The sequence below is a fragment of the Paraburkholderia sp. UCT70 genome (genome assembly GCF_050434085.1).
Taxonomy (GTDB): domain Bacteria; phylum Pseudomonadota; class Gammaproteobacteria; order Burkholderiales; family Burkholderiaceae; genus Paraburkholderia; species Paraburkholderia tuberum.
In genome coordinates this window covers 1,165,062-1,188,198 of sequence record NZ_JBNPVZ010000002.1, presented here as the reverse complement: position 1 = coordinate 1,188,198, position 23,137 = coordinate 1,165,062, and the positions used below count along the sequence as shown (strand labels likewise).

Sequence of the window (23,137 nt, the reverse complement as noted above, 5' to 3'; positions counted from 1 at the left end):
GCGCTCCTGTTGGCGTTGGGTTCAGATTGCGCCGATGTGGCGCATCAGGCGCGTCTTCACATCGGGCGGCGTAATGGTCGGGCGCGGCAGGCCGTCGGGCGTGCCGCGGCGGATCGTCAGGCGCGCGAAGCGCGGCCCGTCGAGCGGCGGCGCCGCGAACAGCTCGTCGATGATCGCAGGATCGTCGCTCTCGAGCGCCGACGCGTAACCGCACGCGGCCGCCACGCCCGCGAACGACACCTGCGACGATACCGTCGCCTGGCCGCCGGTCGAGTCGTGCGCGCCGTTATCGAGCAGCACATGCATGAGGTTCGACGGGCCGTACGCGCCGAGCGTCGCGAACACGCCCATGCGCATCAGTGCGGCGCCATCGCCGTCGAGCGCGACCACGCGCAGATCGGGGCGCGCGAGCGCGAGGCCGAGCGCGAACGGCGTCACGCAGCCCATCGAGCCGACCATGTATAGCTGGTTCGCGCGATCGTCGATCGCATAGAGTTCGCGGCCGCAAAAGCCGGTCGACGCGAGCACCACCGTCGAGTCGAGCGGCGTATGCGCGATCACCTTTTGCAGCGCGTCGTGGCGCGTCGCGAGTTCGTTCGCGGCGATGTCGCGGAACCGCGCGCGAGGCTCGACCGGCGTGCGCCGCCCGGGCGCGCCGCCGTCCCTCAGTTCATACGGCGCAACGCTGCCCTTCTGCATCACGAGCGCGTACGGACGGCCGGTTGCGTCCATGTGCGCGATCGCGCGATCGAGCGCCGGACCGATCGCGTCGGCCTCGGTCGGGAACGTCTCCCACGGAATTTCCATCGTGTCGAGCATCGCCGGCGTGATCGGGCCCATCAGCGCGTGCTGCGGCTCGTCGGCAACGCCGGGCTGGCCGCGCCACGTGACGATCAGCAGTTGCGGCAAGCGGAAGGTCCACGTCAGCGACGTCAGCGGGCTGACCGCGTTGCCGAGCCCGGAGTTCTGCATCATCGTGATGCCGCGCCGGCCGTTTTTCGCGCCGAGCGTAACGCCGGCGATCAGCGCGACCGCGTCGCCCTCGTTGGCCGCCGACACGTAGTGCAGCGATTCGTCCTGCAGCACGTAGTTGATGAACGGCGTCAGATAGGAGCACGGCACGCCCGCGTACCAGTCGAAACCGCGCTCGCGCGCCGCCTCGACGAACTGTGCTGCTTCGATCATTGCGCGCCTCCGTGTGCAGCGTTCGTCGTCGCCCCGCCGCCGACGGCCGTCGCGAACGGCGCCTGCGCGTGCGCGAAGTCGCCCGCGCGGCGGAAATCGTCGAGATCGTTGACGCCGCGCCAGTGGCCGTGCACGTATTGCACCTCGATCGACTCGCCCGCTTCGATCAACGCGTTCAGCAGCGCGGGCATGTCGAGCGACGCGAAATCGTCGCGCGTCCGCAACTCGCGCATGACCGCCCGCAGGCGCTCGCGACCCGCGCCGCGCACGTTCAACAGACCCACCCAGCGGCCATGCGGCACTGGGGCGGCGCCCGCCGCCGACGACTGCTCCCGCCCGCTCGCGACGTGCCGCAGCACGATCTTATTGCCGAACAGACCGCGGTCGTCGGCGGCCGAGCACCACGCGAAATCGCGCACGCTCGCGTTCTCCGCATCGGTTAGCGACGAATCGACGACCACGCTGAACGCGGCCTCGCTATCCACCAGATCACGCAGGATGTAGCTGCGAAACAGCAGGTCGCCGTACGAAATGACCGTGTCGCCGGTCAGGTGGTCGAGTGCGCACGCGAGCGAGGCAAGCTCGCCGGTCTGCGCGTGCTGCTCGTTGACCACGAGGCGGATGCCCGCGGTATCGATCGCGTCGGCGCGATAGCCGCCGACCACGGTGATGTCGTTGACGCCCTGCTTCTTGAACGCATCGACGAGCCAGCGCAGCAGCGGTTTGCCGGCGATCGGCAGCATCACCTTCGGACGGTCCCCGGTCACCGCTTCAAGGCCTTTGCCGCGGCTCGCGGCGAGCACGACGGCCGAGCCGGCCGCGCGGCCGCTCGACAGATAGCGGTCTTCGGCTTCCGAATATTCGTCGGCGTCCTGCAAACGGAAGATTTCGTTGACGGCCGCGATGCTGTCCTCGACGTTGACGAGCGTCTCGCTCGAATGGATTTCCTTCGCGACGGCCTGCATCGCCGAGGTCGCCGCGCGGATCAGATGGTTCGCCCAGATCACGGTGCTGATGCCCGCTTCGCGGAACACCTCGGTTGGCGTGCCGTAGTACTTGGTCGGCACGATCACGAGCGGCGCGCGCCCGGCCCATTCGCGCGCGAATTCGAGAATCTCGTCGGGGCGCGACAGCTTGCTGTGAATCAGGATCGCATCGGCACCAGCTTGGGCGTACGCTTGCGCGCGGCGCAGCGCCTCGTCCATGCCCCAGCCCGCGATCAGCGCCTCGACGCGCGCGACGATCGAGAAATGCTCGTCGTTCTGCGAGTCCTTGCCCGCCTTGATCTTGCCGCAGAATTCGTCGATATCGGCAAGCGGCTGCGCCTCGCCGTTGATGAAGCTGTTGGTCTTCGGAAACTGCTTGTCCTCGATGCACACACCGGCGATGCCGCGCTGTTCGAGCTTGCGCACGAGGCGGCGCACGTTGTTGAAGTTGCCGTAGCCGGTGTCGCCGTCGAGAAGGATCGGCAGATCGCTCGCGTCGGCCATGAATTCGAGCGTATCGACCACCTGCGTCCAGCTCGCCTCGTTGTTGTCGCGCACGCCGAACTGCGCGGAGATCGCGAGGCCCGAGCCCCAGATCGCCTTGAACCCAGCTTCGCGAACGATGCGCGCGGACAGGCCGTTATGCGCCTCCATCATGAATTCGAGTTCGCTGCTGACGAGCATCTGGCGCAGACGCGCGCTGCGGGACTGGGAAACGAAAGCGGGTTCGCGTGCATTCATTCTTCGGGACTCCTGGTGGCGGGCTTATTGGCTTCTTCTATGCCAGGCTGGCAATCGGAAAAGGGCGACTATAGCGGAATTTTTTATGACGATTCCTTGAAGGTCTCAACGATCTTTCGTGGTTGCGCTTAAGTGGGAAAATCTGTTGTTTTTTGCATGCGTGACCATCTAACGGGACTTTTGGATTTAATTGGCGTTTTGTGGGATGTTGGTGCGAGCCTTCCTGGATTGGGCTCAGCAGGTTCTACGCAGACCAGCGCCGGCATTTTTCATGTCGATTTTCTCCCGCATTTTTCAATCGCTACGATTTACCGATAATCGCCGGCTAATTCATATTCGCGAGTAATGCACAAAAGCCCTTTTCGAATTGCGCGCATGAACGCCGCTAAAACATTCAATAAATCCACCTATTAATCGGACGAATGGCGATGTCGAACAGCGGGTTTTCCCTGCCTCGATCAACGCCATTTCGTGCCGTAAACACAGCGAGCGGCATCCGACCGCAATCCATTGGATCCTACTGGCCAAAACGCCTATTCCCATCGCTATGACTCTGAACCGAAAACTGGCGTCCATGATCGCCGTTCTGTGGGTCGGCCTGATCCTGATCGGCGCGTTCGGCGCGTGGCACAACCGCGCATCGATGATCTCGGACCGACGCGAGCAATTGCGCTCGTTGATCGAAGAGGCAAACCACGTCGTCGGCCATTACTACTCGCTTGCCCAGCAGCATGCGCTGTCCGAGGACGACGCGAAAAAGCAGGCGCTCGCGACGCTCGGCGCGATGCGCTACGGCAAGGACGGCTATTTGTCGATCAACGACTCGCAGCCGGTCATGCTGATGCATCCGATCAAGCCCGAACTGATCGGCAAGAACCTCGCGCAGTTCACCGATCCGGCCGGCAATCATCTGTTCGTCGATATCGTCAACTCGGGCAATCACGACGGCGGCGGCTTCGTCGATTATTTGTGGGCCAAGCCCGGCAGCGAGCAGCCCGTCGCGAAGACCAGCTACTCGATGCACTTCGCGCCGTGGGACTGGTACCTCGTGACCGGCATGTACATGGACGACGTGCAAAGCGCGTTCTACCGCAACCTGCTGCGCTGGCTCGCGATCACCGTCACGCTCGGTGCGCTCTCTACGGTCGTGATGCTGGTCGTGCTGCGCAGCATCCGCCGCTCGCTCGGCGGCGAACTCGAAGTGGCCGTCGAGCACGCACGGTTGATGGCGCAAGGCAACCTCGCGACGCCGGTGCCGATCGAGCCGCACGACAACAGCAGCCTGCTGCATGCGCTGCGCACGATGCAGGCGGGACTCGTCGACACGGTCTCGCGCGTGCGCCAGGGCACCGAGAACATCAACGTCGGCGCGAACGAAATCGCGGCGGGCAACACCGACCTGTCGCAGCGCACCGAGGAGCAGGCGGCGGCGCTCGTGCAAACCGCGTCGAGCATGGATCAGATGACGGTGAACGTGAAGCAGAACGCGGACAGCGCGACCCAGGCCGCGCAACTCGCGAGCGACGCAGCGAACGTCGCGACGCGCGGCAGCCGCGTGGTCGACGACGTGGTGCGCACGATGGGCGAGATCACCGCGAGCTCGCGGCAGATCGGCGACATCATCGGCGTGATCGACGGCATCGCGTTCCAAACCAATATCCTCGCGCTGAATGCCGCCGTCGAGGCGGCTCGCGCCGGCGAACAGGGTCGTGGCTTCGCGGTGGTCGCGGCCGAAGTGCGCAGCCTCGCGCAGCGCTCGGCGACGGCCGCCAAGGAGATCAAGGCACTGATCGAAACCTCGACCGATACCGTCGAGACCGGCGCGTCACTGGTCGCCAACGCCGGCGCGACGATGGGCGAGATCGTGCAGTCGGTGCGGCGGGTCAACGAGATCCTCGAAGAAATCAGCCACGCGTCGCGCGAGCAGAGCGCGGGCATCGAACAGGTCAATCGCGCGGTCGGCGAGATGGATCAGGTCACGCAGCAGAATGCGGCACTGGTCGAACAGGCCGCGGCCGCCGCGCATTCGCTGAAGGACCAGGTCGGCGTGTTGCGCGACGCGATCGCGAGTTTCGCGTTGCCGGCTTGAGCTTGCCCCGCCGCGCCCGCAACGGGCGCGAAAAAAGAAGGCGCCCCACAGGCAGGAAGCGCCTATTCAACACGCCGCGTCGGAGTCGACGCATCAATCGAACGAATCAGCCGCGCGGATTTTGCAAGTCCGCGCGGCTTTTCGTTATCAAGCTTCGGCTCGGCTCGCCTTTGCTCCAGCTCGAACGCACCTCCTTTCACACTCCTCGCATTTAAATTACGTTTTATTTACAATCGGCCCGGCGACAGTCCTTGCCGCCAGGCCTCGTGGCTTTGGCGGCCTCGTTCAATCGAAAGTACGTGAGGTCCGCTGCCCGCCGCCATGATCCGCCAGAAAAAACCGCCGTCGCCCGATCCCTATGCCTTAGCCGCGAAGAACCCGCTGCTCGATGCGCGACTACCCGCGTGGCGCTCGAAGTTCGTCGTGCTGCTCGTGTTCGGCGCGTTCGCGACGCTCGCGCTCCGCGCGTTCTGGGTGCAGGTCGTGAATCAGGACTTCTACGTCGACCAAGGGCAGAAGCGCTATCAGCGCCTGCTCGAACTCGACGCGACGCGCGGCCGGATCGTCGATCGCAATGGTTCGATGCTCGCGGTCAGTCTCGCGAGCTACGAAATCTGGGCCACGCCGAAGCTCGTCGACGAAAGCGCGTTCGCGCCGCTGGCAAAGCTGCTCGATCTGCCGCTCGCGGAACTGCGTCGGCGTCTGAACGGCGAGCGCAGCTTCGTGCTGCTCAAGCGCCAGGTCGATGCCGACACTGCCGGGCATCTGTCGCGCCTCGGGCTCGCCGGGATCACGCAGATCGCCGACACCAAACGCTTTTATCCCGAGGGCGAGTCGGCCGCGCACGTGGTCGGCTTCACCGACATCGAGGACAACGGCCAGGAAGGCGTCGAACTCGCCGCCAATGCGCAGTTGCAAGGCGTGCCCGGCCACCGCGAGGTGATCCGCGACCGGCTCGGCCGCGTGATCTCGGAGACGCGGCCGCTCGTGCCCGCGCGCAACGGCGCCACGATCCAGCTGACGATCGACCGGCGCATCCAGCAACTCGCATACACACAACTCAAAGCCGCGATCGCGCAGCACCGCGCGGAAGCGGGCAGCGTGGTCGTGCTCGATGCGCGCAACGGCGAGATCCTCGCGCTCGCCAACTACCCGAGCTTCGATCCGAACGACCGCACGCGCCTGTCCGGCCGGCAGCTGCGCAACCGCGCGGTGATCGACACGTTTGAACCGGGTTCGACGATCAAGCCGCTGGTCGTCGCACTGTCGATCGACGAAGGCAAGGTGCGGCCGCAGAGCATCATCGATACCGCGCCCGGCTGGTATCGGATCGGCCCGGCCGTGATTCACGACACGTCGAATCACGGCGCGATGACGGTCGCCGAGGCGGTGCAGAAGTCGAGCAATATCGCGCTCGCAAAGCTCGCGCTGAATCTGCCGGCCGAGACGATCTGGACCAAGTATCGGCAATACGGGCTCGGTCTGAAGCCCGAGCTGCCCTTCCCTGGCGTGGCAGCCGGCAAGCTGCGGCCGTATCAACGCTGGCGCCCGATCGAACAGGCCACGATGGCGTATGGCTACGGGCTGTCGGTATCGCTGCTGCAAATCGCGCAGGTCTACACCGCCTATGCGGGCGACGGCGCGCTGAGGCGCGTGAGCCTGCTGTGCGAGCCGCTCGACGCGGACGACCCCGCGTCGTTCGCCGACCGCGGCGAATCGGTCACGACGCCCGGCACCGCGCGCGCGATCCGCAACATGCTCGAAATGGCCACGGGCGACGGCGGCACCGGACGCGCCGCGACCGTGCCGGGTTATCGCATCGGCGGCAAGACCGGCACCGCGCGCAAGCAGATCGGCGCGGGCTACGCGAAGAACCGCTACCGCGCGCTGTTCGTCGGCATGGCGCCGATGAGCGATCCGCGCCTGATCGTCGCCGTGATGATCGACGATCCGGCTGGCAAGGCGTTCTATGGCGGTACGGTCGCTGGACCGGTGTTCAGCGGCGTGATGGGCGGCGCGTTGCAGCTGCTCGGGGTGCCGCCGGATGCGGCAGGAGTGTGACGCGTAGTTAGTGTTAGTTACGGTCGATCAGCCCTGCTCATCGAGCGCATCGACCTGCGCCTCGATACGATTGCGGCCGTTGCGCTTGGCCTGATACATCGCGCGATCGGCCTCGTCCATCATCGTCTGACCGAGCGACATCGCCTCGGCCGGGCTGCCGGCGACCACGCGCCCGGCCACACCGATCGACACGGTCAATGCAATGAGCTCGCCGTGCTCGTCGCGCACGTCGAGATTCTCAACCGCACGCCGCACGCGTTCCGCGACGGTCAACGCGTCGCTGCGATCGCCTTGCAGCAGCGCGGCGAACTCCTCGCCGCCATAGCGCGCGACGGTGTCGCCAAGCCGCACCTGCTGTCGGACGCAGGCGGCCACCGCCGCGAGCGCGCGGTCGCCGGTCTGATGGCCGTGGCTATCGTTGATGCGCTTGAAACCGTCGATATCGATGAAAAGACACGCGACCGGCACGCGATAACGGGCCGCGCGCATCAACTCCTCGCGCAGCCGTTCGTCGAAATAGCGGCGATTCGCGAGGCTGGTCAGCGAGTCGGTCATGCCGAACTGCCTGAGCCGCTCGCGATGCGCGACGTTGTCGAGACTCGCGGTGACAATGCTCGCGAAGCGCTCGAGAATGTCGGTGGCCATGCCCGCGCCGAAGCGCGCGGGGTCGTCGCTGCCGAGGCATAGATAGCCGCTGACGCTCGTGCCCGCGGCGAGCGGCAGCAGGATCGCGCTGGCCGGCACGTGAGCTGGCGCGGCACCGAAGAACGCGCGGCGCGTGTCGTCGTCGAGTTCGCCAGGGCGGCCGAGCCACGGCCGATCGCCTTCGCACAAGGATTGCGCGACGAGACCGCCCTCGCGCGACGTCTTCAGCTGCGCATGATCGAGCGCGCGCAGGTTGCCCGGCTCGAGCAGTTCGAGCAGCATTGGCGCGCGCTCGTCGAGCCACAGCACCACGTTCGCGAGCGAGAACTCCCGCGGCAGATGGCTGAACAACGTATCGAGAAACGATCCGAAATCCTGCGCGCCGATCAACCGCAATTCGACGTTCTGGAAGCGGCGCAACGTGCGCTCGTTGTGCTGCACGGTGTCGACGAGCGAGCGAAGGCGCTCGGAAAGCGGCGTTTGGGCGAGATTCGTCACGGTATCAGTAAGGCGGCCCTGAAGGCGAAGCGGGGTCGACGCCCCAACTCTACTGATAACGGCCGATCCGCCGGCGTCTTGAGGGCAGGCTCGCGACGTGTCGGCCGGCCTGCGAGCGTTCGTGCCCACCGTTGTCAGCTCCCGCTTGCATTCACTTGCACTCGCTTACACGCAGTGAGATCCGTCTGCGTAACGATTGCGGTTCTTAAGTTTCGCTTAATTGTTCCCTGCAAGTATGTAGTACATCCCCTGTTGAGCCGCCAGAACATCGGCGGCGCTTTTTCTTGAGGGGTGCCAGAAGCGCGACCGAAAACGGTTACGCGCGTAAGAAGAAGGAGGTAAGTCATGGTTGAAGAAATGGTAGTCGAACACCTGCGTGCGATGCCCGGCCATGAATGGACTCGCCAGATTCATTCCTGCAAGGTCTCCGATCCGCTGCAACCGCCATGGGGCCGTTCATACCGGCTCGTCGAATGGACGATGAAGCACGCGCCTGAATCGAGCCGTCGCGTCGTTCCCGCCGAAAGCACTCCGCTCGAAATCGCCCAGGCCGTGGTCTCCCATGTGCCGGGCCGGCGCTTCTGTCAGCAGGCTGATTGAGCGCTGAATTCAACGTTCAATGGCGACCGCGATCGCGTCGCAGTAGTCCAACGCATCCTCCGGCCTGTCATTCCCCCAGAACATCTCGCCGCCGACAAAAAACGTCGGCGCACCGAAGATGCCTCTGTTCATGGCCAGTTCGGTCTGCTCGCGCAAGCGGAGCTTGTTCGCGTCGCTTTGCGCGGCGTCGATCACGCTCTGCGCGGGTAGGTCGAGAGAGTCGAGCGCTTCGCTAACGACATCGATTGAACCGATGTCGCGGTCGTCGACGAAATTCAGCTGCATGACCTTGCGGCACCACGCACCGATCCACGGCTCACTCGCACCAAGCACCGCGACGCGCATCGCGAGAAGCGCCGCGCGCGGAAACGTGCCGGGACGTGTGAGCGCAATGCCGTATTTGCGGCATTGACGCTCCATGTCTTTCCACACGTACGCGCCTTTTTCTTTCTGCAGTGCGAACGGCGAGTTCTCGAAACCGAGCTGGCGAAATACCGGGCCGAGCAGAAACGGCCGCCAGACGATCGTCACATTGCGCTCCGCCGCCAACGCTTCGATACGCATCATGCTCAGATAGCTGTAGTTGCTGCCGAAGTCGAACCAGAACTCGATTGCGCGCGCTGTCGAATTTGCGTCGCCATTCATCGCTGTCTCCTGAATCGTGCGCGATGTGAATCGCGCGTGCCACGGCATCGCAGTCTTGCAAAGACTAACAGTCGCATCCAACGGTTCTGCCTATGATGGCCCTTTTCGCTTTGCACGCTTGGCCGGCCACCCCATGAGTTATCCGTACGACCTGCTCACCGCAACCTGTCTTTTCATCACCGTCGTTTCGTCGCTGATCCTGCAAGCGTTGTCCTGACCTCGCGCTCGAATGAATCAGCGCGTCTGCACGGCGACGCGCAGGCCGAGCGAAATAAACAGCACGCCGATAATTTTGTTCTGCCAGCGCATCAACCACGTCAAACGCTTCACGAGCTTGCCCAACGGCCGCATCGTCAAAGCGATCAGCGTCGTGTAAAGCGCGCTCATGGCGACGAAAATCAGTCCGAGCGTAGCGAACTGCAGAAACGTCGAACCATGTTCTGGGCGCACGAATTGCGGTAGAAACGCGAGGAAAAACAGCGCGGTCTTCGGGTTCAAAACTTCGGCGGGGATCGCCTGCAAGAGCGCTTTCGAACCTGACAGCGGTGCGACGACCGGCAGATGCGCGCTCGCCTGCTTCTCGCGCAACGCGCGAATGCCCAGATAGACGAGATACGCGGCACCGACGAATTTCACCGCATTGAAGGCCAACGCGGACGTCATCAGCAGCGCGGAGAGGCCAACCGCGGCGCCCAGGGTGTGTACAAAATCGCCGGCTGCGATACCGAGGCCGGTCAGAATGCCGGCCTTGCGTCCGCCGTGCATGGTGCGCGTCAAAACCAGCAGCACGGCCGGGCCCGGAATCAGAAAGAGCCCGAGCACGACGACAACGAAGGTCCCCAACGTGGATAGGTCAAGCATGTCGTCTCCTTGCGACGCGCGGGATCGAAACAATGGGTACGCGTTCAGCGGACAATTGTAGACGAATGCACGAAACCTCCCTGCGCACGCCCCGCGCACGGACGCTCCATTACAATGACCGGCACCGCGCCGCGAACTACCATGACGCACCGCCTGGGTTCCGCTCTACCTGCGATAATGATGAAACCAGACTTTAGCGCGTTCCCCAAATGCCCAGGATCATCCGCTTCGCCATAGCCGGCGTCGTCGCCACCTGCACGCATCTGTGCGTCGCCTGGCTGGTTTTCAATCGGCTCGTTGCAGATTCAGCAATTGCCAATCTCGCCGGATTTGTCCTTGCCAACGTCGTTTCGTTCCTGCTACAAACACTCTGGAGTTTTTCGAGCAGGCCAACGTTCTCGAATTTTTCCCGCTTCTGCGTCGTCTCCTCCGCGGGCTTCGGTGTTTCAGCACTCGTGCCGCTGCTAGTAGGTCGACAGCATCTCTGGGCGCCCACGCTGATCGTCGTGTGCTGCATTCCAGTATGCTCATATATTGCCCACGCGCGGTGGACCTATCGGATGGAAGGTTGACGCGGTAGTCATTGCCGGACCGACCTGCGCACAGCACCCGAACGTTACACAACAACCATGACTACACAAGAGACGCGCAGGAAGGTAACCTCCACTTTCCAGTTCCTGCTGGTTTTCGTGCCGGGCTTCTTGCTCAGCATACAATTCATCCCCCTCGCCATCAGCTTCGCCGCGCGCTACGTAATCGGCATCCGCAATGCGCCGGTCATCGGGTTCGACTTCGGGATTTTCTGGGCTGCAGCCCGTGTCGAGCTGGCGCACGGCGCGGCAGCGGTATTCTCACCTCGCTGGATGCAACCGCTAGAAGCCATGGTGCGCTCCTCGTCGCACTATGATCCCTGCCCTTATCCGCCGACGTTCCTGCTCGCCATTTGGCCACTGGGCTATTTGAGTTATCCGTGCGCCCTCGTCCTGTTCCTGGCACTCGGCATAGGTGTTTATTGCACTATCGCATTACGCATCGGCCGCCACTTGGAACAAACACAGCGCCAGTCCATCTTGATCGCCGCGCTTGGCGGGATGCCGTTGGCTATCTTTGCGGGACAGAATACCCTCTTCACCGCCGCCGCCGCTGCCGCGACGCTGGTACTGATGGACGGGGCGCCGATTTGCGCGGGTGCTTGCCTCGCCGTGCTCCTAGTCAAGCCGCAACTGGGTGTGCTCTTCCCGATCGCCCTCATTTGCGGACGCCGCTGGAAGATGTTGCTCGCCACTATTTTCTTTTGCTCGGTATTTATGCTGTCGAGTATCGCGATACTAGGGATTGAGGCATGGTCTTCGTTTTTCTCGTACCTTCCCGTATTCAGACAAGCCGCCCTGCTGGATGGCCGGGATCATTGGTTCGGGATGCCGACATTATTCGCCACCGCCAGACTCGCCGGTGCGCCCGTGGCAGTGGCTTACGCCGTTCAGGCGTTAGCCGCCATTCCCGCCGGGCTTACCGTTGCCTATCTTTGGCTCGCGAACGCACGGTACGAATTGAGGGCCGCGGCCTTGCTCGTCGCCAGCCTGCTCGTACAACCCTATTTGATGACCTACGATCTCGCCTGGCTCGGCTTTCCGGCGGCGCTTCTAATACGCGACGCGGTAGCGGGAGAGCTAACGCGCTTAGACCGGCTCGCGCTTGCCGCGGTATGGTCAATGCCGGTATACGAACTGATTGGCGCTACATTTCATTTGCCATTTCATCTGGCACCCTTCGCAATGATTCTGATGCTGACGGCGATCGTGCGACGGCATCGGGCCTCGCATCGCCCCAAGCAACGTCTTTCCGGGCTCGCGGATGAGCGCTCCGACCGTCTCGCCGAAGCGTGCGGCTGATGCGCTTTTTCCGTTGGAATCCGTGTACGCCCTCGGCGAGACGCGCATCACGCCCCGTATCGGCAGCGCAATAACGTTGGCGAACGAGGTAAATCGGCCGTTGTTTCGACTCGTCGTAAATCCGGCCGATGTATTCACCAATCACGCCGATACCGACGAGCTGGATGCCACCTATGAAGAGCACTGCCGAAAACAGCGATGCATAACCGGGTACGGGATTGCCGAACAGCAACGTGCGCACGACCATGAACCCGCCGTATAAAAACGCGAGCATGGCAATCAAAGCCCCCACGTAAGTCCAGCCACGTAGCGGAATCGTACTGAACCCGGTAATGCCTTCGATCGCGTAGTTCCACAGGCGCCAACCCGAAAAGCTCGAATGGCCCGCACTACGCTGTGCTCTCTCGTAGTGGAGCGTTACGGCGGGAAAGCCTACCCACGCGAAGAGCCCTTTCATAAATCGACGCCGCTCCGGCAGCCGGCTCAGCGCTTCGACTACCTGTCGGTCCATCAACCTGAAGTCGCCGACATTGGGCGGGATCTTCACGCTCGACAGGGCGTTGTGAACGCGATAGAAGAGACTGGCCGTCACGCGCTTCGCAAACGAATCGGAACTGCGGTTGGCGCGATGCGCCAGTACGACCGGCGCGCCGTCCTGCCAGCATTGGATCATATCGGGAATCAGCTCCGGCGGATCCTGCAGGTCGGCATCAATGACGATAACGGCATCGCCTCGCGCCTCGTCGAGACCGGCGGTGAGTGCAGCTTCCTTGCCGAAATTGCGCGTCAGGTCGAGCACGCGGATGCGCGCATCCTGGGCAGCCGCGGCGAGCAACTGGTCGAGCGTGCCGTCCTGGCTGCCGTCGTTGATGCAAACGATTTCGAAGCGAAGCGCATGAAGGGGGGCGATGACCTTTCGTATTTCCGTGAAGAACAGATTGACCGCGTCGCGCTCGTTATGAAACGGCGCAATGATCGAAATCAAAGGAACCCGCGGTCGCTTCGACAGATCCCGAATGTTGATGGAGGACATCATCTTCATCAGGAGGTCTCCTTAACGAACGCGACGCTGATGCCTCCTTTCACGCCGCGCCTCTCCGTGCCTACGCGCGTGACGAGCACTGCGAGGGTTACCAGCGTAAGGATGGGCAGGAACTGGAAATGAACGCGGGGTACGACCAGTAGCCCCATTAACGGAGCGAATCCGAGCAGTATCAGTCCCTCCCGCTCGTAACGCCGGAAACCGTGAGCCAACCCGAACCGGCCATACCAGGCAATGACGAGACCATACCAGGTCAGGTCGTAATCGTAGAGATACGGACTGACGGCCAGCATCGCGCAGATGAGCGTCGCCGCGCGCAATTCGTGGGCGGCCGGCCGGGACCAAACATAGACAACCGAAGCGACGGCCATGGACGCTGAAACTGCCTGCAAGGCATAGGCCCCGGCTGCCGGGATGGACAATTGCCTTGCCAGCGCAAAAAACGTGGGGATGCGAAGCAGCACCTTGTTGTCGGAAATGACGACGCCCTGGATTTCCCCCATGCTGCGCACGAAAGCGACGAGTGTTTCCACACCGAACAATCCGACCGATATCGCGCTCAGCACGACTGCGACCGATCCGGTTACCGCCAGCGTTCTCCACGACCGAGAGCAGAGCAATGCAAGCGGAATCAGTACGGCGAGATGCGGCTTGGTGCACAGCAGTCCCAGAGAAACGCCTGACCAGACCGGACGCCGCGGCAATAGTGCGAGCCCAAATCCCATCATTGACGCAGTCAGCAGGCCGTTCTGTGCCGACACTGCCGTAATGATCACTCCCGGGAAGGCCAGTGCGAGCAAGGTCGAAATCCTTCCCGGCACGATCGCGTTGATAGCCGCGACGAACGCTATGAGCGTGAAACCAAAAAAAAGCCAGGCCGAAGGCTCGTAGGGAAGCAGCGCTACAGGGTAGAGAAACAACAGGAATGTCGGCGGATACAACCAGGGCATGGTGCCCTTGAGATGAGGCAGCACAGATTTTTCCACCGCACCCAGTAACTTCGTACTGTACGCATCGGCGGCGTGTCCTTGTAGCGCAAGATGTGAAGCACTCCAGAATGCGATGTAGTCTCTTGCATTGTTGCCGAAAGGCAGTTGGTGCCGCCAGCTGTTGCCAAGCATGTGAACTGCCGGCGCAAGGACGTAAATAAGCAGCAATGCGCCTGCGTAGACGCATAGACGTTGTCGCGTCAGCCAATGCCGCCGCTGGCTCCCGCGGTCACTTGCATTCCTCTTCGGGACCGCGAGTTGTTCGATCGATGCATCGTCCGACATCGTCATTCCCGGAGCGTCAGCATGCCGATGTTCGATGCGATCTGCTGGAAGACCGAATTTAGCGCCGAGTTGCTGGATGCGGTGTAGTAGTCGCCTGGCGACGCGCACGACTGCAACCCCGTGTTGGCCGCGGCCCCCGAGCCAAACGCGATCGTATAGATCGTGATGCCCGCATTTTTTATCGCGGTGCAGACGGCCGCCTGATAGGAGTTGATGTCCTTCAGGTTGATCGTGCCGCTCGCCAGCGTGCCGCTGCTGTAATCCGTGCTCGCCACGAATGGAGCGTGAAGGCTATTCGTGCCGACTCCGGACAACCCGTTGAAATGCGTGACCTCCTGGCCCGGAACGTAGCTCGCAGTGACGTCGTTCTCCCCGTCCGTCATCAGGATCAGCACGCGCTGCAGCCCCATCGTGCTCTCCGGCAACGGCAGTGGGGTGGTGATGGTCGAACGCTGGTTCCATGTGCCGGCCCAGTTCGAAGACAGCATGCGCCATCCCCACAATAGTCCCAACGGAATGATCGTATTGCCCGCTGGCTGCATCGCGTTGATTGCAGCGGGCAGTTGCGTGCTGTCGTTGGTCAGGAAGGTCACTGGCGTACCGATGCACAGATTGTTCTGGTTCAACGTATAAGCGCTATTGGTCGACGTCTGCTCCCATTGGCTGACCGGAAGTGTCGAACTGGTCGTGGTGCATGTGCCTTCTGTTCCTTTTTCGATTGTCGTGGGAATCTTCGTCACCGGGGAATTCGTCGTGCAGGTTTTGTTGCTGCCCGAGCCCGTTTGGGTATAGAGCGCGAGCCCTGCGGGCGGCACGTTATAGTAGTAAGGCGTGAACTGCAAATTGGGCGACGTCGATGACGCCGTCGTCGAGGACGGCGAATAGGCCAGCGCGGCCAGATTACCGCTGCTGTCCCGCGGCTCAGCGACACAACCGCCCCACCCGCTTCCACTCCACGCCCACGTCGAACCTGACAGGCTTACCGTCGGCGTGCCGCTCATTGACACATTGGCCGAGTTGTAGCTGAACGCCTGCTTGAGCCACGTCCCAGGAGTCAGCGATGCGGAAATCGTCGCGCCACTCGCTCCCTTCCATGACGGCGTCTTCCCGACATTGACGGTGCTGGCGAATGGCACGATTCCGATGTAGTACTGCGACGATCCCGACTGGCTGAACAGTTGCGACAACAGAGCATTGGCTGCGGTCTTCAGTCCAGAAATCTTTTCCGCCGAGAGGGTGGTCGTGCCACTGCCGCTTGGCGTCTGGGCCATCGACCCCGTGTTGTCCAGCACCAGCGCCAGTTCCAGTTCAGTTTGCGGATTACGCGCTACCTCGTTTGAAGCGGCGACCTGCATGTCGTTGCTACCGGTCGACCCGGTGCTGGTGCCGGTGTTCTTCGATGCCAGGAACGCCGGCATCATCAACGGCAATTCGCCCGTCGCGGAAAGCCGCACCAGTTGGCCACCGCCGCTGCTGCTCGGGTTATTCGCGCAGGTCGCATTGAAATTGCTGCTCGAAAGCAGCAGATCGAGATAGCCGTTCGGCATGTTCGTGCTGTAATACTTGAGCGCATCGTTCTTCCACGCGGCGAGGATCGTCGGACAGGCCGTGCTCGCATAGTGGCCCATGTCCATCGAAGCCGAAAGATTCGCCACGTCGAGTGCGGACTGCATACGAGCCTGCGAAATTGCGTAGCGTCCCAGGTCGATCGATATCGACAACGCACCGAGCATCACGCTCGCGCTGACGGCGAACATCAGCGAAACCGCTCCGCGATCTGCGCCGGCGAAAAATTCGCGGCATCGCGCAAACACGGCGGCATCGCGCAGGCGAGCGGTGCAAACAGCGGTAGCTGGATTCATGATTGTCCCCGGTACATCACGCGAGCGCTGGCTTATCGAAGGTGGCACCTGTCAGGAGCCCACGATGATCGTCGAGCCCGGACAGCCTGCCGACAAACCACTTCCCGCTGCGACGGCAGCGCCGGTCGTGTTCATCAACGACATCGAGGTCCAGTTCATCACGCGCTGCCGCGCATAGACGCGCCGGTAGAGCACGGTCGAACCCGGAGCGCCGGGCCAGAACGAGGAGACCAGAGGAAACGGGTTGTAGCGGTAGAACACCTCGACTACGAGCGCGGCGTCGCCTTGATAGAACGGCCAGGTGGACGGCAGAACATTACTGGTCGTGACCTGGGATTTCATGGTTGAGGTCGAGTTGGCCTCGGCCTGCCAGCAGATGGTCGGCTTACCACTCGTCAGCGACGGCGTGCCGACCACGTTCAAGCCGCAGTTGTTTTCCGAAGACGACTTGTCACAAACGGAAGTGACGATGACGTTGCCGTTCGCCGTCAATGTATCGGGACTGGCGAGCAGGTTCGCGTCCGCCCATAACGAGCCGAGGCTGTTCGCATTGGTCGTGCCGGGTTGATCCGTCACATTCTGCATCTGCCCGAGCGAATTGGCGAGCGCGAACGCCGCATGCTCCACCATGCTCACTGCGCGCAGGTACAGATACACCTCGGTGAAGCCGAATAGCATGAACATCATCACCGGCACGATGATGACCACTTCGAGCGCCGCCACCCCGCGTGAGCGGCGCCGTGCGAGCCCGGTTCTCCGGGCACTCGTTAACTTGTGCATTCTTCGTTCTGGACAATGTAGTTGCGCTGGAAATTCAGCGTGGGCATGCCGAACCACGATGCCAGCCCCGTAAAGGCCGGCATGGTGACCTGAATGGTGTACATCTCCACGTCGCCGCAGTTGCCCGGCCCGTTGGCCGCTTTGTAGGTGGACGAACCGAAGTTGCTGAAGGCCACGTAGTCGAGTTGGGTCACCGTCACGGTCGCGCCAACGTTCTTCCACGTCGCCAGGTACTGCGTCGCGATCTGCTCCGCCTGCGTCGCGCGCGTGCCCGTGGCAGGTGCGGACATCGTCAGTCCGGCTCGCGAAGCCGCTTGGGCCGCGATCTGCACGGTCACGTCGACGGTCATATCGAGCGCGAACTCGATCGTAGCGATGAACAGAAAAAATATGGGCAGCGAGGCGAGCGCGAATTCGATCGCGCTTGCACCTCGCTCGTCCCGCGGCAAAGTCCGCAGACGCCGCCAGGCAGAGAGGCAGGGCCAGGAGCGGACAGATCGCTTCATTGCGCCTTTTTCTCCGTCGCGAGGGGGGTTCTGCCCGGGCCCGACGGATTGCCTTGCACTTCGGCCAGACGCATGCGCTGCATCGCGTAATAGCGGAGATTGTCCTGCGTTGATTTTTTCGGCAGATCGGCGTCCAGAATTTTCTCGGCAGCTTCGTTGTTGCCGAGCATGCCGTAGGCCATCGCGAGATTCTGGCGCGCCTCGGCCGGAGCGGCGGGAAAACGTGTGACGTCGAGCAGCACGTTCGCACCCTCGCGTGGCTTGCCCGCCACCACCAGAGAGAGTCCCAGATCGGTCTCCAGCCGCGGGTCACCTGGATTGTCGAGCAGTGCGTTGCGCAAGACCGCCTGGGCTTCGTGGTGGTGTCCCTGCATGTCGAGCGCGGTTCCGAGCCCCGCTGCCGCCATCGGATCATTCGGCGACCGCGCGAGCAAGCGCCGGTAATCGGCAACGGCGTCATCCAGCCGTCGTTGCCGGATGGCCACGCGAGCATTGCCCGTCATGGCCGGCAGCGCGTTCGGATCGAGCGACAACGCCTTGTTGTAGTAGACATTCGCTCGCGTATAGTCGCCCTGCGCATACAGCGTATCGCCGAGGCCCGTCAGGCCCGGCACGGAATCCGGATTGGACTGGACGATCTGCATGTAAATGGTGGTGGCCAGATCGACATTGCCCGACTCCAGCGCGGCCTCTGCCACATGCAGTTCCCCTTTGAGGCTCAGCGTAGCCGGGCTGGAAACTGGCGCAACCGGCCCGAAACTTTGCTTGACCGTGGTCGTGCAGGCCGCCATTGCCAGCAGCGACACGGCGGCGCCAAGCCTGCACGCCGCGGCGCCGGAAATCAAAGCGGCTGGAAGTGAGCGAGTGAGTTTCATGTCAAGTGCTTGAGCGAAGTGGCGAGTTGCATGATGGCCGGCCCGGCGGAAATCGCGACGACGGCCGGCAGGATGAACAGCATCATCGGCACGACCATCTTCGGCGCGAGCTTGGCTGCGGTCTCCTCGATACGCACGATATGGGCGGTACGCTCGATTCGCGAGAGCGTGCGCAGTGCCTGCGAAATGGGCGTGCCATAGCGCATCGATTGGGTCAGCGTCGAGATCAGCGCGCGGACCGGCGGCACGTCGACACGGTCGGCCATGGCTTGAAGCGCGCGCGCGCTGTCGCCGGAAAGATGCAGTTCGTCGGCGGTCAGCGCGAGTTCCGATGCCAGCGCCGGGCAGATCACCGCCATCTCCTGGGCGACGCGACGCAGCCCTACACCGAGGCTATTACCCGCATTGGTGCAAATGACGAACAGATCGAGCGCGTCAGGAAAATACGCAAGGATCTGCTTGCGCCGCCGGCGCGCGTAGATGTCCAGCGCGTATTCCGGCACGATCATCCCGAACACGAATGCGGCCAACATCATCAGCACGCGGATCGCCACGACATGGCCGAGCGAGAACAGATCGGCTACCCACAGCACGACCAACGCGGCCCACAGCACGCCGGAGACAAATTTCAGTGCGATCAGGGTCGCCACGGCACCGGGACCGCGAAAGCCCGCCTTGACCAGATCCCGTGCCAGCTTCAGTCGCTGATCGGACGTGAAGAGCGGCATGCGTTCACCGAACCGGGTCAATGACGCCATGACACGGCGGACGAACAGGAAGCCATTTTTCGACGGGTCGTTGCTCGAGGAAGCGGCTCCCGTAGCAGCGCCCACACTCACCACGCGTACCCGTTCCGCAATCCGGCCTCGATACCCGCCCCGGTTAAACGCCCACCACAGGACGAGCGCACCCAGCAGCATCAGCAGCATCAACAGATTGACCAGCAGATCAATACGCATCGTGCTCATCGCGAGGTATCCAGGTTGGCGATCTTGTTGATGACTGCAACGCCCGCGATGATCGCCGTCACGGCGAACGTCAGTATGGAATGGCCGGTAGGCGTGGTGAACAGCAGCATGATGTAGGCGCGATTCAACATGTACAGCGACACCACGATGAGAACGGGAATGGCTGCGAGGATCTTGACCGTGATCCGCGTCTCCGCCGTCAACGCTTTGGTCTTCTGACGAATTTCGCGGCGGGCACGCACTATCCCAGCCAGGTTCTCGAGCGTTTCGCCCAGTTGTCCGCCCGTTTCGCGCTGCAGCAGCAAGCACACGCAAAAAAAGGAAAAATCGGCCACGTGAACGCGTTGTACCGCCGCGCTCAGCACTTCCTCCAGATCCATCCCGAGCTGGAGCGAATCGCCAATGCGCTTGAACTCGCCGGCCAGTGGGTGTGTGGACTCCTGGGCCACCATGGGCAATACCTTCACCACGGGAATCCCGGCGCGCACCGCACGCACGATCATGTCGATCGCATCCGGCAAGGCTGCCAGAAAGCCTTCACGGAAACGGTCGACGAACATCTGGTAGATGCGCTGCGCGGCGAACACAGGCAACGCGAGCGCAAGCAGGATCTGGACAATGGCTGGTGTCGACGTGAACCGCGGGATCGCCAGTGCCACACCCAATGCGACGATGCTGCCGGCTATCACGACTGGCAGCCCGCGCGGCGCGACCGTGCGCAAGCGGTCGCGCCGTGCACGAAGCCACGCGATCACGATATGTGTCTCTTCAGCGTGGCCTAACGCATGCCCTTTGATAATCGCTTGTACGTCGCTCGAAGCCGTCGCGCCAATCGCTGTTTCCGCAGGCATCGCCGCGATGCGTGCGCGGATCAACGCATCGGGGCGCTGATTGCGCAGGTCCTGCCAGACTATATGCATGATGCCGATGATCACCGCGCAAAGGAAAGCGGCGATAGTGGCGAGGTTGACGATCGCGCTCACGCAACGGCCGCCAGCAAGGCTTCGTCGAGGCCATAGTACGAGGCCCGTTCGGTGAATGCCGGCCGCAGGTGTCCGTTTTCGAAGTTGCCCTTCACCTCTGCTTCGTAGGCCGTGGCGTCGTAACGGAAGACGAACAGATCCTGAGTGATGATCACGTCGCCCTCCATACCCGCAACCTCGGTCACGCGTGTCAGCCGGCGGATACCGTCGCGCATCCGCTCGACCTGAACGATCAGGTGCAGCGCGCTTGCGATCTGCCGCCGGATCGACATCAACGGGAGATTGCCGTTGGCCATCGTCACCATGCTTTCGAGCCGGGTCAGGCTATCGCGCGGCGTATTGGCGTGGATCGTGGTCATCGAACCATCGTGACCCGTGTTCATCGCCTGCAGCACATCGAAAGCTTCCTCGCCGCGCGTTTCGCCGAGGATGATGCGGTCGGGGCGCATCCGCAGCGCGTTCTTCACCAGATCGCGCTGATCGACGCCACCCATCCCCTCGGTGTTTTCGGGGCGCGTCTCGAGGCTGACCACGTGAGGCTGCTGCAATTGAAGTTCCGCCGCGTCCTCGATCGTTACGATGCGCTCGCCGTGATTGATGAAATGCGAGAGCGCATTGAGCAACGTGGTCTTGCCGGAACCCGTGCCGCCCGAGACCAGCACGTTCAGGCGGCAGGTCACCGCGATCTTCAGCACGTGCGCCATGGCGAGGGACATGTTGCCCTGATTGACCATGTGCTGGAGAGTGAGCTTGCGCTTGGAAAATTTACGAATGGAGATCGCGGGCCCGCGCAATGCGAGCGGCGGCAGTACCACGTTGACCCGGCTGCCGTCCGGCAGCCGGGCATCCACCATCGGGCTGCTCTCGTCGACGCGTCGGCCAATCGCCGCCGCGATGCGCTGCGCCACGGTGGTCACGTGCGCATTGTCGCGGAACCTGTACGGTGTGATTTCCAGCTTACCGCGCCGTTCGATGTAGACCTGATCGGGGCCGTTGACGAGGATATCGGTCACCGTCTCATCGGCGAACAGCGGCTCGATTGGCCCTAGCCCGAACATGTCGTTGAGCAGTTCCTCGACGATCTGCCCTTGTTCGGAGAGCGGAATGTTCAGGCGCTCGCGCTCGATGATCGCGGCAACCAACGGCTCGAGTTCGGGCTTCAGTTGCTCGCGGCTATAAGTGAGCACTAAAGAGGCATTCATGGTCGACAGCACGGCATTGCGCACCGTCCTGTACGTTTCCGAGCGCACGAGCGACGTGTCGGAAGCTGCATCCGTGTCGTTCTGAACCAAGGCGGCGTGAGACCGTCGCAACGCATTCTCGTCGAGCTGCGCCTTAGGTTCGAGCGCTTCGGTATCGCCCTCGATGGGCGCGGGGGCCGGTTCGGCGATGCGTTTTTGACCGAATTGCATCACTTCCTCGACTTGAGTCGTTGCCACAGGCCCGATTGCACAACCGTGTTCTGGTTGTTGCCGGTCAGATCGCCGGACAGATGCATGATGATCTGCTCGAACGCTTCGGTCTTGCCGGCGGCTACCGGCGCGCCGACATTCTCGGCAATCGCGAGCGCGCGGCGTTCGAACGGCACCTCGGCCAGCACGGGCCGGCCAATGGACGCCTCGAAGTCGCCCGGCTCGACCTTGCCCGCTGTCGCTATGTTCGGATTGTTTAGCAGAACAGACGTAGCGGGACTGCCGCTACTGCAGGCTTCGATATACCGGATCAGCCGGCCGGTCTCATGGACGGCATGGACTGACCGGTCCGCCACCACGTAGCTTCGCCCAGCGCGGCGAAACGCCTCGTGGGTCAGCGGATCGGCGCGCTCGCCGATATCGAGGAATACGTAATGGAAACTCGACACCAGTATGTCCAGCACTTTCTCTAGCGCGCCCTCCCCGAACGGGCGCTCGTCGTCCCATCCCATTTGGGCGGACAACATCAGTAGCCGCGAACTCTCCACGGACTGCATCGCACGCTCGAGATAGGCGGGGTCGAGCCGATTGACGTTCTGCAGCACATCGAGCAGACCGTTATTACTCCTCAGGCCAACCATGCTTGGGGCAGCCCCACCGTGCAGGTTCAGGTCCAGATACACCACGCGACGTCGCGAGCGGGCCAGGTTGCGAGCGAGGTTGATCGCGATCGTGGTCGTGCCTACCCCACCGCGCGCGCCAACGAACGTGAGCACCTTGCCAGCCCGTGCTTGCGACACCGGCATCGCGCGCCCCTCGCGCAAGTTCAGCGTGCGCTTGAGCAGTCCGACCGTCAGCGGCTTGACCAGATATTCGCCCACGCCGATGCCGAGCAGGCTACGGTACAGGCCGACATCGTTGCGCTCGCCAAGCGCGATCACCTGTACCGACGGCTCGCAGACGCTGGCAAGCCGAGCCAGATCCGAAAGCGGCATTTCGGATCTTTGCAGATCGACGAGCAGCAGCTTCGGCGAGTGCTCCATGCTGGACAGGCGAGCGATGGCTTCCTCGATGCCGCCCTCCGCGATGAAGGTATGCGGCAGGGCTTCGTCCAGAACGAAGCTTTTCAGTACCTGCTCGGACTCGCGGTCAGCGACGAAGGCGACGAAGTCGGCGGCAACCCCGTCGGACCTGGCGGGCTTGATGAGGGATCCAATCATGCTCATGTGAAA

The 23,137-nt window shown here is 62.7% G+C and carries 19 protein-coding genes and 1 pseudogene; 5 read left to right on the top strand and 15 right to left on the bottom strand.

The window, feature by feature from the left end:
* Positions 1-21: 21 nt before the first annotated feature.
* Both aepY and aepX read right to left on the bottom strand, forming a co-directional pair.
* Positions 22-1,185 carry a phosphonopyruvate decarboxylase gene (gene aepY, locus OKW41_RS07745; RefSeq protein ID WP_429572087.1) on the bottom strand — a complete coding sequence of 388 codons (1,164 nt, stop codon included), beginning with the start codon at positions 1,183-1,185 and terminating at the stop codon, positions 22-24.
* Positions 1,182-2,912 (bottom strand): phosphoenolpyruvate mutase, encoded by a 1,731-nt coding sequence (gene aepX / locus OKW41_RS07740; protein WP_429572086.1) that lies wholly within the window; start codon positions 2,910-2,912, stop codon positions 1,182-1,184. The genes aepY and aepX overlap by 4 nt, the downstream gene beginning before the upstream one ends.
* 547 nt (positions 2,913-3,459) lie before the next feature.
* Here aepX and OKW41_RS07735 point away from each other — a divergent pair.
* Both OKW41_RS07735 and OKW41_RS07730 read left to right on the top strand, forming a co-directional pair.
* Positions 3,460-5,001 (top strand): methyl-accepting chemotaxis protein, encoded by a 1,542-nt coding sequence (locus tag OKW41_RS07735; RefSeq protein ID WP_429445964.1) that lies wholly within the window; start codon positions 3,460-3,462, stop codon positions 4,999-5,001.
* Positions 5,002-5,322: 321 nt separating this feature from the next.
* Positions 5,323-7,062 (top strand): peptidoglycan D,D-transpeptidase FtsI family protein, encoded by a 1,740-nt coding sequence (locus OKW41_RS07730; RefSeq protein WP_429572085.1) that lies wholly within the window; start codon positions 5,323-5,325, stop codon positions 7,060-7,062.
* Between the two features lie 27 nt (positions 7,063-7,089).
* Here the strand turns inward: OKW41_RS07730 and OKW41_RS07725 are convergent, their stop codons facing one another.
* Entirely contained in the window at positions 7,090-8,205 is a 1,116-nt protein-coding gene (locus OKW41_RS07725; RefSeq protein WP_429572084.1) for a diguanylate cyclase, read from the bottom strand.
* Positions 8,206-8,550: 345 nt separating this feature from the next.
* On the opposite strand from OKW41_RS07725, the gene OKW41_RS07720 reads away from it, so the two are divergent.
* Positions 8,551-8,805 carry a DUF2866 domain-containing protein gene (locus OKW41_RS07720; RefSeq protein WP_018424737.1) on the top strand — a complete coding sequence of 85 codons (255 nt, stop codon included), beginning with the start codon at positions 8,551-8,553 and terminating at the stop codon, positions 8,803-8,805.
* Positions 8,806-8,814: 9 nt separating this feature from the next.
* Here the strand turns inward: OKW41_RS07720 and OKW41_RS07715 are convergent, their stop codons facing one another.
* Positions 8,815-9,450, bottom strand: a complete 636-nt coding sequence (locus OKW41_RS07715; protein ID WP_429572083.1) for a 2-hydroxychromene-2-carboxylate isomerase — start codon at positions 9,448-9,450, stop codon at positions 8,815-8,817.
* Between the two features lie 234 nt (positions 9,451-9,684).
* Positions 9,685-10,311 carry a LysE family translocator gene (locus OKW41_RS07710; protein ID WP_429572082.1) on the bottom strand — a complete coding sequence of 209 codons (627 nt, stop codon included), beginning with the start codon at positions 10,309-10,311 and terminating at the stop codon, positions 9,685-9,687.
* 209 nt (positions 10,312-10,520) lie between these two features.
* Here OKW41_RS07710 and OKW41_RS07705 point away from each other — a divergent pair, with 209 nt between their 5' ends.
* A complete protein-coding gene (locus OKW41_RS07705) occupies positions 10,521-10,883 on the top strand; it encodes a GtrA family protein (RefSeq protein ID WP_429445955.1) in 363 nt (120 codons plus the stop codon).
* Positions 10,884-10,940: 57 nt separating this feature from the next.
* Positions 10,941-11,894: pseudogene (locus OKW41_RS07700) on the top strand (glycosyltransferase family 87 protein); the annotation flags it as partial.
* Between the two features lie 154 nt (positions 11,895-12,048).
* Here OKW41_RS07700 and OKW41_RS07695 read toward each other — a convergent pair.
* The 10 genes from OKW41_RS07695 to OKW41_RS07650 all read right to left on the bottom strand — a co-directional run bounded on the left by OKW41_RS07695 (position 12,049) and on the right by OKW41_RS07650 (position 23,131).
* Positions 12,049-13,236 (bottom strand): glycosyltransferase, encoded by a 1,188-nt coding sequence (locus OKW41_RS07695; RefSeq protein ID WP_429573363.1) that lies wholly within the window; start codon positions 13,234-13,236, stop codon positions 12,049-12,051.
* Positions 13,237-13,244: 8 nt separating this feature from the next.
* Positions 13,245-14,519 (bottom strand): glycosyltransferase family 87 protein, encoded by a 1,275-nt coding sequence (locus OKW41_RS07690; RefSeq protein WP_429572081.1) that lies wholly within the window; start codon positions 14,517-14,519, stop codon positions 13,245-13,247.
* Between the two features lie 2 nt (positions 14,520-14,521).
* A complete protein-coding gene (locus tag OKW41_RS07685) occupies positions 14,522-16,276 on the bottom strand; it encodes a hypothetical protein (protein ID WP_429572080.1) in 1,755 nt (584 codons plus the stop codon).
* A 156-nt stretch (positions 16,277-16,432) separates the two neighbouring features.
* On the bottom strand, positions 16,433-17,161 hold the full coding sequence (locus OKW41_RS07680; RefSeq protein WP_429572079.1) for a TadE/TadG family type IV pilus assembly protein: 729 nt from the start codon (positions 17,159-17,161) through the stop codon (positions 16,433-16,435).
* Positions 17,149-17,667 carry a TadE/TadG family type IV pilus assembly protein gene (locus OKW41_RS07675; RefSeq protein ID WP_429445945.1) on the bottom strand — a complete coding sequence of 173 codons (519 nt, stop codon included), beginning with the start codon at positions 17,665-17,667 and terminating at the stop codon, positions 17,149-17,151. Before OKW41_RS07675 ends, OKW41_RS07680 begins: the two co-directional genes overlap by 13 nt.
* Positions 17,664-18,542, bottom strand: a complete 879-nt coding sequence (locus tag OKW41_RS07670) for a tetratricopeptide repeat protein (protein WP_429572078.1) — start codon at positions 18,540-18,542, stop codon at positions 17,664-17,666. The genes OKW41_RS07675 and OKW41_RS07670 overlap by 4 nt, the downstream gene beginning before the upstream one ends.
* The gene (locus OKW41_RS07665) at positions 18,539-19,471 is read right to left on the bottom strand and encodes a type II secretion system F family protein (protein ID WP_429572077.1); all 933 of its coding nucleotides are present in this window, start codon (positions 19,469-19,471) and stop codon (positions 18,539-18,541) included. Before OKW41_RS07665 ends, OKW41_RS07670 begins: the two co-directional genes overlap by 4 nt.
* A 35-nt stretch (positions 19,472-19,506) precedes the next feature.
* Complete coding sequence (locus OKW41_RS07660; RefSeq protein WP_429572076.1) at positions 19,507-20,493, bottom strand: type II secretion system F family protein; 987 nt, start codon at positions 20,491-20,493, stop codon at positions 19,507-19,509.
* Positions 20,490-21,905 carry a CpaF family protein gene (locus OKW41_RS07655; RefSeq protein ID WP_429572075.1) on the bottom strand — a complete coding sequence of 472 codons (1,416 nt, stop codon included), beginning with the start codon at positions 21,903-21,905 and terminating at the stop codon, positions 20,490-20,492. The genes OKW41_RS07660 and OKW41_RS07655 overlap by 4 nt, the downstream gene beginning before the upstream one ends.
* Positions 21,905-23,131: an AAA family ATPase gene (locus tag OKW41_RS07650; protein WP_429572074.1), complete on the bottom strand. Its 1,227-nt coding sequence runs from the start codon at positions 23,129-23,131 to the stop codon at positions 21,905-21,907. Before OKW41_RS07650 ends, OKW41_RS07655 begins: the two co-directional genes overlap by 1 nt.
* Positions 23,132-23,137: the final 6 nt, after the last annotated feature.